This window comes from Terribacillus saccharophilus, from assembly GCF_002272075.1.
Lineage (GTDB): Bacteria > Bacillota > Bacilli > Bacillales > Amphibacillaceae > Terribacillus > Terribacillus saccharophilus_A.
Genome location: NZ_NPBJ01000027.1, coordinates 26272 through 38119, shown reverse-complemented (window position 1 = coordinate 38119; position 11848 = coordinate 26272). Strand labels below are relative to the sequence as shown.

General features: G+C 44.1%; 10 protein-coding genes. 1 reads left to right on the top strand and 9 read right to left on the bottom strand.

From position 1 onward, the window contains the following. Window positions 1-4: 4 nt before the first annotated feature. The 7 genes from nikB to CHH48_RS13870 all read right to left on the bottom strand — a co-directional run bounded on the left by nikB (window position 5) and on the right by CHH48_RS13870 (window position 7800). Window positions 5-949, bottom strand: coding sequence for a nickel ABC transporter permease (gene nikB / locus CHH48_RS13900; protein WP_095219754.1), 945 nt, complete (start codon window positions 947-949; stop codon window positions 5-7). Continuing rightward, complete coding sequence (gene nikA / locus CHH48_RS13895; protein WP_095219753.1) at window positions 949-2478, bottom strand: nickel ABC transporter substrate-binding protein; 1530 nt, start codon at window positions 2476-2478, stop codon at window positions 949-951. Before nikA ends, nikB begins: the two co-directional genes overlap by 1 nt. 114 nt (window positions 2479-2592) lie before the next feature. Then, the gene (locus CHH48_RS13890) at window positions 2593-3147 is read right to left on the bottom strand and encodes a YdhK family protein (protein ID WP_095219752.1); all 555 of its coding nucleotides are present in this window, start codon (window positions 3145-3147) and stop codon (window positions 2593-2595) included. A gap of 165 nt (window positions 3148-3312) precedes the next feature. Then, complete coding sequence (locus tag CHH48_RS13885; RefSeq protein ID WP_095219751.1) at window positions 3313-5256, bottom strand: ABC transporter permease; 1944 nt, start codon at window positions 5254-5256, stop codon at window positions 3313-3315. Beyond that, window positions 5246-6007: an ABC transporter ATP-binding protein gene (locus CHH48_RS13880; protein WP_095219750.1), complete on the bottom strand. Its 762-nt coding sequence runs from the start codon at window positions 6005-6007 to the stop codon at window positions 5246-5248. The genes CHH48_RS13885 and CHH48_RS13880 overlap by 11 nt, the downstream gene beginning before the upstream one ends. A gap of 105 nt (window positions 6008-6112) precedes the next feature. After that, window positions 6113-7114, bottom strand: coding sequence for a sensor histidine kinase (locus tag CHH48_RS13875; protein WP_095219749.1), 1002 nt, complete (start codon window positions 7112-7114; stop codon window positions 6113-6115). After that, entirely contained in the window at window positions 7111-7800 is a 690-nt protein-coding gene (locus tag CHH48_RS13870) for a response regulator transcription factor (RefSeq protein WP_095219748.1), read from the bottom strand. Before CHH48_RS13870 ends, CHH48_RS13875 begins: the two co-directional genes overlap by 4 nt. Window positions 7801-7935: 135 nt before the next feature. On the opposite strand from CHH48_RS13870, the gene CHH48_RS13865 reads away from it, so the two are divergent. Next, window positions 7936-8451: a hypothetical protein gene (locus CHH48_RS13865; protein WP_095219747.1), complete on the top strand. Its 516-nt coding sequence runs from the start codon at window positions 7936-7938 to the stop codon at window positions 8449-8451. 31 nt (window positions 8452-8482) lie between these two features. Here the strand turns inward: CHH48_RS13865 and CHH48_RS13860 are convergent, their stop codons facing one another. Next, the gene (locus CHH48_RS13860) at window positions 8483-10120 is read right to left on the bottom strand and encodes a glycosyl hydrolase 53 family protein (protein ID WP_217903026.1); all 1638 of its coding nucleotides are present in this window, start codon (window positions 10118-10120) and stop codon (window positions 8483-8485) included. Between the two features lie 16 nt (window positions 10121-10136). Further along, window positions 10137-11840, bottom strand: coding sequence for a PTS lactose transporter subunit IIBC (locus CHH48_RS13855; protein WP_095219746.1), 1704 nt, complete (start codon window positions 11838-11840; stop codon window positions 10137-10139). Between the last annotated feature and the right edge of the window lie 8 nt (window positions 11841-11848).

Sequence of the window (11848 nt, the reverse complement as noted above, 5' to 3'; positions counted from 1 at the left end):
TCATCTAGCTGAGCTTCCTTTCTTTTAATCGAAGTTCAGGATTTACATAACGATAAGATAGGTCCACTAATGTATTCACAACGAATACAATAGCTGCCATCAGAACGATATAGCCTTGAATCAGGGGATAATCACGCTGGCGGATAGAGTCAACGACAAGCTTTCCTACACCAGGGTAAGCAAATAATACTTCCACCACGACTACACCGCCAATCAAGCTGCCCAGACTGACACCGAATACTGTGATGACAGGCGGCAAACTGTATCGGAAAGCATGCGAGAAGAAAATGCGTCTTTCCGAAATGCCGCGCGCTCTCGCTGCGCGGACAAACTCCTGACCTAAGGACTCCAATAGGCTGGAGCGGAGCAGCCGTACATACACACCCGCTATGGCAAGTCCTAACGTCACTGCCGGCAGTACAAGGGACAGCAAACTGTCACGCCCCATAGTCGGAAACCAGCTTAACTTCACCGCAAACACATCAATTAAGATAAGCCCGAGCCAGAAGCTCGGAACCGCAGCGCCAATGATGGAGAAATAGCGACTGATATGATCAATCCAGCTGCCTTTATACAATGCCGAGAGAGATCCTAATGGAATAGCAACCAAAAGCATAACAATCAAGGAACCGATAGTCAGCTCCAGGGTAGCCGGAAGCCCAGTCAGCAGCATCTCCGAAACTGGCTGACTCGTAATATAGGAATTGCCAAAATCAAGTTGGACAAAATCTAACAGCCATTTCCCATATTGAACAAGTAACGGATCGTTAAAGCCCATATCTTCCCTAAGCGCCTCTACCTGCTCCTGGCTGACATTCAGTTCATCCACATTCAGGATGGTTAGCGCCGGGTCTCCAGGCGCAAGACGAAGGAAAAGGAAACTGAAGAAGGTGACGAACAAGACGAACAGCACAACCTCCAATAATCGTCTCCCAATAATACGAAACATCACTTCACATCCAATTGATTTGTGATCATGTAATACTCACTTCTAGTTGTAACCCAGTTTTTCACTTTCGTTTCATCGTAAGCAACGAGTGTGTCTGGGTAAAGAACAAAGCTATTGATTTGATTCTCATCCACGTAGTTGGCAGCCGCTTCAGCTAGTTCTGCACGCTTGTCTGTATCCACTGTTACATTTAATTCATCTATGATTCTAGTCAATTCTGGTTCATCTGCACCACTGAAATTCAAAGCACCATCTGGGTGATACGTAGCATTCAAGTAATAGCCTGCATCACCGCGGGGAGCTGTCAGGTTACTGTATGTGGCCAAATCCCAATCCCGATTTGCTGCCATATATTCTTCCGGAATCTCGATTTGGCGCAGCTCTACATCAATACCAAGTTTTTTCGCATCTGATTGGAAAATCTGTGCAATCAATGGAAGGTCAGCTCTGGCAGAATACGTCAGCATCGTCAGCTCAAGAGGTTCCCCGTCTTTCTGCATTTTTCCGTCCTCTAGTGAATAGCCAGCTTTCTCAAGATAATCCTTTGCAACATCTTCTCCTATTTCATGTTCACTATAACTAGGCGCAAATGGCAAGGAGTCAGGGAACGGACCTTTTGCCGGCTGTGCATAGCCAAGCAGCACAGAATCTACAATCTCGTCACGGTCAATCAATGCATCCACTGCCTTACGGACATTTACATCCTTAAGAGCTTCTCGCTGCATATTCATTGTCAATTGGTGCACACGGAAGGTTTCGGTTGATTCAACCTTAATGCCATCCTTCGCTTCCAAATTTTCAATGCTTTCCGTTTCTGGACGGAATACAACGTCGGCATCACCAGATTCTAATGCCAGGGATCGTGCGTTGGCATCTTCATTAAAGGAGAATGTGACAGAATCAAGCTTTGCTTTTTCATCCCAATAATCCTCGTTCCGAACAAGCTCCAATTTACTTCCCGGCGTAAAGGATTCCAATTTGAAAGGGCCTGTCCCAATCGGGTTATTTACAAAATCCCCAGCTGCCACATCAATAATTGATACATTTGGGTTTACAAGTTCTGAAACAAATTCAGGAAACGCCTGCGTATTCGTGATATGCAATGTCTTATTATCTGTTGCTTCGATAGTATCAATTTTTAAAGCATTCTGGATAGCTACGTTATCCTTTAAAGATCTCTCCAATGATGCTTTTACCGCTTCCGCATCCATTGGCTCACCATTCTGGAAGTTGATACCTTCCCGAAGCTTGATTGTCCATTCTTTTCCTTCATCAGTACCATCCCAGCTCTCAGCCAGCCACGGTTCAATCGTTAACGTTTCTTCATTCAATCGGACCAACGTTTCTGTCATACCTGCACGCAAAGGTACATAACTGGAATCTACATTAGGATCCAAGGAATTCGTTGCGAAGTTATAGACGAAGGTCAGATGCTTCTTATCTCCCTCTGAATCTGCATTATTCGTACATGCTGCAAGCAGCAAGATAAGTACTGCTATTCCCATAACCTTTAATAATAACTTTCTCATTCGTCTTCCTCCCCAAATCTATATATATGTAAATAAATTCGTAATCATTACGTTTTGTATATTATCGTAATGATTACGTTTTGTAAAGTAAATTTTTACAAAAAAATAGCCCCGTTAATCGGAGCTATCTTCCATATGTGTCAATTCTCCCTCGGTCAGCCACTTGTGGTTCTTTACTTCTTCCCCTGTAGTGGTCGATTTGTAATCCACCATATATACGGTCGTATCCTCAACCTTTTCAACAATCGCTGTCGCGCCTTTCATCCCTTCCATATGATCGGCTTCGAGAGTAGCCTCGATTCCCGGCTCAAGCGGATGATCAGCTGCTTCTTTCAGCTCTTCCTGGATGACCCATCGATGGTTATCGACATGCTTGCCGCCATTCGTTGGTGTATATGTAACTTCATAAGCATAAGTATCAAATGCACCGACAATAGTTGTCTCTGCACCTTTCATCCCCTCCATATGATCGGCTTGGATGATTACTTTGCTGCCTGGAGGGAATTCCGGATCATCCGCTTCTTCCAGACCCTCCGGTAATTTTCCGGATTCATCATGCTGCATATGTTCCGTTTCATCTGCACCTTTACTATCTTGCGTTTGCGGCTCGTCATTGCCGCATGCACTTAGCATGAAAACTGCCCCAAGCAGAATCAAAAATATCCTCATTCGATTCTCCTCCTTTTTAGCACTAGTATGTATCATACTCTCCTACTCCTATACCCTTCCATCTTTCTCGTTAACGTAAGAATGCTGACACACAAAAAGGACAGTCTGTTGACTGTCCTTAAAAGTCGTTACCAGTATGCAAGGCTACTGAGCAGCCCTATGAGTTTAAAGCGATTGTTTGATGACCTTGTTGTAGTGGACAACTGATAGAATGCCGAAGATTGAATACAAGAGTGTATAGATTACCATCACGACAATCATCGGTGTCAGCATGACCGATCCAAACAAGAACCAGCCAGATTTGACAGCGAAGTAGCTGTGCAAGAGTCCGATGACGAGCGGAATTCCAAAGTTGAACAGCTGCTTGCGCTGGATACCGCGGCGAAGATCCGTCGTTGTGAAACCAAGCTTGCGCAGAATCGTATAATTCGGTTTCTCGCTTTCTGCTTCATCCATTTGCTTGAAATAGAGGATACAGCCAGATGTGATCAGGAATGTCAGACCTAGGAAGCCGACGATGAATAGTGTTAATCCAATTGTTGATTTCTGATCCGCAGCAACATCAGTTCTGGATTCACTGTTATCCTTTGCTTCGAAATCCAGACTGTTGAATAAATCATTTGCCTTTTGCAACTGATCATTATTTTCAATTGTATAACCGAAATACCAATGATAGCCTTGATTCAAATCTGGGTTAATATCTTGCTTCAGCTCCTGGAACAAAGCATCATCGACAATCATTGTCGGCAGACCGCCCATGGTGTAATAGTTAGAGATTGGATACTCGTCCTCAAGCCCCGTGTAATGCAGAGCTGTCTCTGTTTCTTTCCCAAGGACAGTAACATCGCCTTCGTCCTTTAGAGACATGAAACGCTGCAGCAGCTCATTGTATCCAGTCAGTGTCAGTTCATCTGGGGCTACATCCAACCCTGCTGCTTTCTCACTGATAACAGCTGTATCCATCATAGAAGAATCAAAGTTCATTTCCAGCTCCGTTTGCAGAATGTTTTCGATATTGAGCTGTACGGTGTACACCTCTGCTTTGTCCTCCGTATAAGCGATATTATTATCATCCATTGCCTGTCGGAAGCTTTCGGCATCGCTTTCTGTCAGTAAGGAGAAATCTTCTCCTCCCGTATAGTTATAAGCCGTTTCCTCAGCAGAATAAAACGTAATGTAACTTAGGGAAAGCAAACCGATCGCCAATGCAGATACAGTAGTAATGATGGTAAGCAGCATCGCATTCGATTTCATCCGGAACATAATGGATGAGAGAGACAGTACCTGCTTGATATTCAGATAGCCGCCTTTTTGCTTCCTAATAAGGCTTACCAAGAAAGCTACGGATCCTTTATAAAACAAGTACGTTCCAACAATGACACAAAACAGGATAAAGAACATAGCTCCGAACAATTCAATCATGGATGAGAAATCACCATCAAATAATTTACCTGACACAATATAACCAACTGCAATCAGTGCAATCCCAAAGATACCGATAATAACTTGGAAAACAGATAGCTTTCGCGCTGTCATTTCTGTTTTTGATTTCACGTGAAACAATGAAAGAATCGTCTGGCGTTTAATGAAGAGTATATTCATCAGCATGATAAGTGCATAGATACATAGGAATACTAGTAGAGTTTGAAGTAATGCCCTTGATGAGAAGGATAAGGATGCAATTCCTTCAATACCTGTTACTTTGAACAATATCATGATTAATAGCTTGGAACCGGCAAATCCTAGTGCAATGCCGATTAGGAGACTGCCAAAATAAAGGATGGCATTTTCTGCGCTCAACAACCAAAAAATCTTGTTTTTCGTCATACCAATCAGCTGAAACAGTCCAATTTCCTTGCTGCGCTGTTTGATAAAAATCGTATTTGCATACAGCAAGAACACAGCGACGATAAAGATCAGAAGCACAGAAGCCGTAGCAATACCCGCACCGCCTTTTACAGAGCCTTCCACTGGATCCATCGACTTATCATATTGCAAGGTGACAAAGGCAAAGTACAAACCGGAGCTAAAAATCAAAGCAAACACATACAAATAATAGTTACGAAGGTTTTTTCTCAGATTTCGGAGTATCAGACTATTAATGCTCATTTTGCACCCCGCTGAGCACACCTTGTGTGGACATAATGTCTTTGAAGAAGGCTTGGCGTTCTTGCTGACCTTTGTTCAGCTGCGTATAAATCTGACCGTCCTTGATGAATATGACACGGCTGCAATAGCTGGCTGCTGCCGGATCATGTGTGACCATGACGATGGTTGCTTTTCGGTTGGCATTCAATGAACTAAGCTTGTTCAACAAATCAGATGCTGATTTCGAATCAAGCGCACCTGTTGGCTCATCGGCAAAGATGATGCTTGGCTCATGAATGAATGCACGTGCAGCTGATGTACGCTGCTTCTGACCGCCGGAAATCTCACTTGGGTACTTATGCTGCATCTCCATAATACCGAGCTGATTGGCTACCTCTTCAAATTTACGATCAGCTTCTTTTTTTGGTACTTTCTTAATCGATAGTGGAAGCAGTATGTTTTCCTTCACTGTCAGCGTATCAAGCAGGTTGTATTCCTGGAACACGAAGCCAAGATGATTCTTACGAAATTCGGCCAGCTGCTTCTCTTTCATGTTTGTAATTTCGTTGTTTTGGATCAAGATTGTTCCGCCGCTCGCACGGTCAATGGAAGAGAGCACGTTCAGCAGTGTCGTCTTACCGGATCCCGATGAACCCATGATGCCGACGAATTCTCCCTCCTCGATACTAAGGTCGACACCTCGGAGTACTTCTTGCTTATTGAATTTATTTCCGTAATTCTTCTGGACTCTTGTCGCTTCTAGAATTCCCATTGTTTCGCACCTCTTTGTGTGATTTGTTACCTCAAGTATACGGATGCTCTAGAATATACTCCTGCTTTTCAGCTAACAAACGAACAAAAGCGTGTGACAATCCTGTCACACGCCAGTCATGCCGACCACATCGTTTCGTTTCGGGAAAGTGAGTGTAAAGCAAGTGCCTTTCCCAATTTCTGAAGTTACATCCAATTTGATTTTTAAGGGTATTGCCGCCTTCTTGGTCAAATATAGCCCCATGCCGGTGGCAGCCTTATTATGCTGGATAGTGGACGTGAACCCCTGATCGAATATACGCGGCAAGTCTTTTGCATCAATCCCTATACCATGATCCTGAATACGAATCTGCACATGACCATCGATTTTTTCACTAGAAATATAAATATCATTGTTCTCACTATACTTCACTGCATTGGATAACAGCTGACGCAGGATAAACGTGAGCCATTTTGTATCACTCAGCACTACCTCTGTTTGCAAATCAAGGTCGAATCCAATTCCCTTCTGCATACACCACGAACGCAAGGAACGGATCTCCTGACTGATGACTGTATGTAACTCGATTTCTTCTATATATAAGTCATTCTCAATGAAGGTGATGCGCTTCTGGTGGATTTGAGTATCCAGCAGCATGTGTACACGCAGCCATTCATAAGTCAGCTGCTGCTTTAGTTCATCATCCTCCATACGATCCATGATCAGTTGCATAGCCGTCAGCGGTGTCTTTACTTCGTGAATCCAGGAAAGCAGTTCATCCTTCTCCCGTTCTAACGACTCCCGGCGATCAGAAGACGTACGATTAAGGAAATTGACCTGCTCTTGGAGACTCTCATGAACGATATATTCGTATGGCCGATCTGGTTCAGGCAATGTCGACGCGTCCAAACTCTTTTCCCAATCATTCAAACTACGATAAAAACGTGTTTCCCGGTGATAACGGAAAAAAAGGAATACCGCTAGCAGCAGCCAGAACAACAAAAGTACGTAGAGGATGGAATCAAACGGAATCGTCGTATCCACATACGCCACTAATAGCAGTAAACAGGAAAGCAGGACGAACATACCTATCCAGCTCGCCTTATCCCGAAGATACTTTCGGATCATGGCTGGTTTACCTCCAACGCACAGTAGCCTTGTCCTACTTTCGTTTCAATTTGCTGTCCTAGCCCGATATCATCAAGCTTCTTCCGCAGTCTATTCACGTTTACAGTCAATGTATTATCGCTAATGAAACGCTCATCATCCCATAGACTTGTAATCAGTTTTTCCCGAGAGACAATTTTATTTTTCTGTTCTACTAAAAGCTTCAGGATATACATCTCATTTTTCGTCAGCTCCACTTTACCTGTGTCATTTTCCACTTCGTTCTTTTCATAATCAACTGTTGCACCATTCCACGTTTTTAATGTGACTTTATCCGTACTGTAATTGTAAACGCGGCGAAGAATAGCCTGTATTTTTGCGATTAGCACCTCAAAATGGAACGGCTTTTGAACAAAGTCATCCCCGCCAAGCTGCATCGCCATGACCATATCCATTGGATGGTCCCGAGAGGAAAGGAAGATAATCGGCACATTCGAATGCGCCCGTATCATCCGGCACCAGTGGAACCCGTCATAGCTCGGCAGCTGAATATCAATCAGCACGAGCTCCGGCTGAACACTTGAGAACTCTTCCATCACCTGTCCAAAGTCTTCTATCCCATGCACTTCATAAGACCATTGCGTCAATCGCGTCCTGATTTCTTCGAACAGACTTTTGTCATCTTCGATTAATAGTATCTTAAACACGTTCGTCACCTCATTCGTCTTCCATAAAATTGTAACGAATATGCACTGTTTTTACTAGCATCCCAGGGTAAAGATTGTTTCTATATCAGCACTATGCTAGAGTTTTCTCATATAAACAAAGCGAGGTCCTGCACGATGTTCGATCCTACTGTATTCGATAACTTGAAAGTGGCATTCGAGAATCAGCTATATGATTTGGATAACTTAGACAAGGAAATTACCATCGTGTCCCGCCATGACCGTTTGGAAATGGCTACAATGTCACGTGAATTCCGTCTCGGATTCACGTTGCGGGCAAATGCGAATGTGACTGCTGAAATCTGTCTGGACGCTTCTTTGAGTGATTTGGCAGATGAGATTTTGGAAGAGCCAGAAAAGAATCCTGGCTGTACCTTAAGGTTATTTTTCTATATGACAGTTGAAGATCCTGATACAGAGTGTCCTCTGATCGAGTCTATCCTGACTCAAATTTGGACACCTCCAAGCCGCCCAGAACAAACATTGCAATATACGTACGATAAACAGCAAAAGCATTACCAAAATACAGCCGAAGTCCGTTTTGACCGGAAAGTTAATGAAAATCAAATGGAGGATCTTCCAAATCTGATTGATCATATTCTGGACTCTCTCGAAGCACTGACAACAGAATAAGAACAGCCCGCAGTATATCTGCGGGCTGTTCTTATTTTTTCTGGAGCTTTATATGATCGACATTCAGCCAAGCATTCGCTTGAGCTTTGTTGTAAACGCCAATTTCTATCTTACCATCTGTGACTTTGACATCATCAAGCGTTACTTTTGTCCAATCAGAAGCAACACTAGGTATTGCCTGCTTCAGCTGCGTAGTAGCACTTTTCGCATAGATCTCAGAAGTCGAATGCACACCGCCTGCTTTCACCCAAGCAGTTAGTTTATACGTTCCATTTTGCAAACCAGTCAGCTGCTGGTAGATAGATGCTTCATATGCCTTTGCATCCCAGAACGATAACTTGTAATTCCCATCAAGTGCATCAGCTTCTGTCTTCACAGCCGTTCCTGTTGTTCCTGCAGCAGTCCATTTTGTCCAATCCGTCGGAGTTCCAGAGGATGCGCCTGATTCAAAGCTAGGATTCTTCGCATAATTCGTTTGAGCAGCTGCATTCGGTGTACCAAAGATCTTCACAGCATCCAATGCATTTCCATTGAAATCAAAGATTGCTTGGTTATCCCACTCATTACCTGGTTCATCTGTAACGCCGAGATAATTCATACCAGCTGTCGTAGCCCAGGATACTTTTCCGTTATTCCAAAGCGGCTCCCAATAGAAGAATCCGGTTCCCTTCTTATTCGGCACTTGCTGGATAGACGTTACCAGATCCTGCATAAAGTTATGTTGTCCTTTCGGAGTTGCTGCGTAACCAGCAGTTGCAGCTTCTTCCTGACCAAATGCATTTTCCTTTGCATCTGCATTACCTGTCGTATGGCCATATGCTGTTTCGACAACCATGACATCTTTTCCATAACGCTTGGATATATTATTCATATTTGTTTCCAAGTCATCCAGCGTACCGTGCCAATAAGGATAATAGGAAATTCCAATTGTATCGTATTCTACATTGCGGGCAGTTATTTCGTCGAACCACCATTTAAAGGTTTCATAATTACCGCCCTCTGCCAAATGCAGCATCAAGGTAGTATCTTTCGGTTCTGTATCCTTCACCGCTTTGATACCAGACTTGAGGAACGCTGCAAGTCTGTCGAATTCACCGCCGCCTTCCCCCCAGCTTTTACCATGAGGCCACAGCATACCGCTATTTAATTCATTCCCTATCTGAACCATATCCGGGTAGACATTTTGTTTCTTCATTTCGGCAAGCACACTGTGTGTATAATCATATACCTTCGTGTTTAGCTGTTCGAAAGATAATCCCTGCCAGCTTTTCGGCAGATTTTGCTTACCAGGATCCACCCAGAAATCGCTGTAATGGAAATCAAGCAATACCTTCATGCCTTTCGCCTTAGCTCGCTTTGCCAAGTCGATTGTCGTTTTCAAATCGTTCGTACCTGCACCATACGAATTGCCAGCTGCATCTTTCGGGTCATTCCAAATACGCAGTCTGACATAGTTAGCTCCATTGTCTTTTAAGATTTGCAAGGGATCCTTCTGCACACCATTCTCATAATACTTTGCTCCAGCCTTCTCCATATCCGCTAGCGTCGAAATATCTGCACCTCGGATGAAGGAGCTGTCATAGCCAGCTGCTTCAGCGGGCTGAACTGCTAGGAAAGCAATCGAGAAACTTAACATTAAGGCAAACAGCAATGCGAACTTCTTTTTCAAGATATTCTCCTCCTGCTTATTTAAGCTGGTCGATAACGTAGTCAACTGCTTTCTTCGGATCACGCGTCAAACTGATATATTCCGCGCCCTTTGTTGCAGCTAATTTAATGCCGAGACGATCAGTATCTTCTTTGATATCTTCGAAGTACGATCCCACCTGAGGCGCCAGGATGACCATATCGTAATCTTGCATGATTTCATAATGCGAGCCGTATGCTCCAGCAGATGCTGAGATCGGAACGCTGAATTGTTCAGCTCCTTCTGTCAATGCATTGGCTAACATGGCACTCGTACCTGCACCTGCACAAAGGACGAGGACGTTTGTTGGTTTTACTTCATTGGAAACAGATTCTGTTTCTCCCAGTTCTACCACTGCTTGCGTTGCTGCAATTCCGCTTACTGCTGCAGCCATAGCTGGCTGTGTTCTCACCGCAGCCGCTTCCAACTGAGCTTTCTGCGCTTCCTGCATGACGAGCTCTTTGTCGTATACCTTACAGAACGGCAGATAAATCAAGAAGTCTACGACAATCAAGGTCAACACTAGCACGAACGACCATAATCCCATTCCGGTTCCGAGCACAAGGCCGATTGGTGCTGGTGTGGCCCAAGGCAGGACATACATGAAACTATTCATGCCAATGACATCAACGAAGAACTTAAAGATACACACGTTGATCATCGGTGTCAGCAAGAAAGGAATGAAGAAATACGGATTCAGGATGATCGGCGCCGAGAATAATAATGGCTCGTTCACCGCAAAGCTAACCGGGATGAAGGACGCCTTACCAACTGCCTTCAGCTGTTTGGATTTCGCCAAGAGCATGAAGATGAACGGCACTACAAGCGTGGCACCTGTCCCTCCCATCGTACCTACAAAGTTACCAAGACCTACTGTCAATACATTGGATGCCTGCTCGCCTGCATTATATAGCTGCAGATTAGCTTCTACGTTGACATAGATAATGGCAGCAATCGCTGGTTCGACGATAGACGGTCCGTGTACACCGACAAACCAGAAGAATGCCATCATACCCCAGATAATCATGATACCGAGGTAGCCATCGGCCGCAGTGAATAATGGGGAAAGCAGTTTGACTAGTGCTTCCGCGAATGGCACATTCAATGTAGTACGCACAATCAAGTCGATAATGACCATACCGAGGACAGAGAATGCGAACGGGAAAATATCCTTGAATGTCTGGGAAATCGTTCCTGGCACTTCTTTTGGCATTTTAATCGTAATATTTTTCAATACACAGAAACGATAAACATTAACCGTTATGAAAGCGGATACAAATGATGCCAGTAAACCTTTGGTTCCCATGTATTCGGCAGAGAACCCACCGTCGATCTGCGAAACACTCAACAGCATGAACCCAACAATGGATGCAAGCATTGCTGATGTCGAGTTGATTACTTTATTCTTCGGCATTTTTCGGTTCACTGATTCACTCAGACTTCTGGCTGTTGTAGCGGAAACAAGCAAGCCTACCACACCCATGGAATAGTTATATACTTTCCACAGCCATGTCGAAACACTTTCCGGCCAGGCAAATCCTAGTACTTCCGGCAAAGCTGCCAGAAGGATGAAGATACTGGCGAACAGAATCGCAGGCATTGCCGTCAGGAAACCGTCACGGACTGCCCCAAGATAGATATTCCGGGAAACCTTCTCGAAGAACGGTTTCCCTTTCTCAATTTGCCCTATAATCCCTTTCATCCTACTTC